The sequence below is a fragment of the Hyphomonas sp. UBA4494 genome, assembly GCF_002388935.1.
Lineage (GTDB): Bacteria > Pseudomonadota > Alphaproteobacteria > Caulobacterales > Hyphomonadaceae > Hyphomonas.
On the sequence record NZ_DGNK01000036.1, the window covers coordinates 19,440 to 20,080 of the forward strand.

Below are 641 nucleotides of genomic sequence, written 5' to 3' on the forward strand. Positions count from 1 at the left end.
GCCTAGCGGATCGTCATGTGCTGGCGCTAATCCGGTTCACCAAACGCCGCGAATTGGCTCCGAGGGGTCGCGTGGAATCTCGAACCCACCGATCCTGAGCGTATAGTATGGCGAAGTAAGTTCACGACGAAACGCAAACCACCATTCTCGCCATGTGCATTTTCTGCGGCGCTCGTAAGCACGAGCATAAACTGTCGCCACCCTCCCCGCATTGCGAGCGGCGCGGATAAATTCACGCGCAATATCCATTACGAACAACGCCGTCACTACGGCGCCTATGGTCGCTAGCACCGACACAATGCAGTTCCACGCGGTCATTAGCTTCCTACGGTATCGCCATGTGCTCATGACTGGTGTGCAATGCAGGGACCGGGGTCTTGTTTACTGTAGGCCAATCTCGTGCAGGCGGAGCTTGGCATCACGCCTATCCCTGCGACTCATCTGCTTCTTGATGCCGTGGGTGACACCAGGTTTGCGCATGTAGCACNNCAACACGCGCCGCCATCGCGTCACCGCATCCTCTTCGGCACCGGTCTTAAGCCTCTGGCGATGCCCCATCATAGCAATCCCCCTCCGGCTGGGGGTAGCTGGTTAAGCTGCCTCCCCTTTGCCGTCCTGATTAGGTGCCCGGACACCCCGCT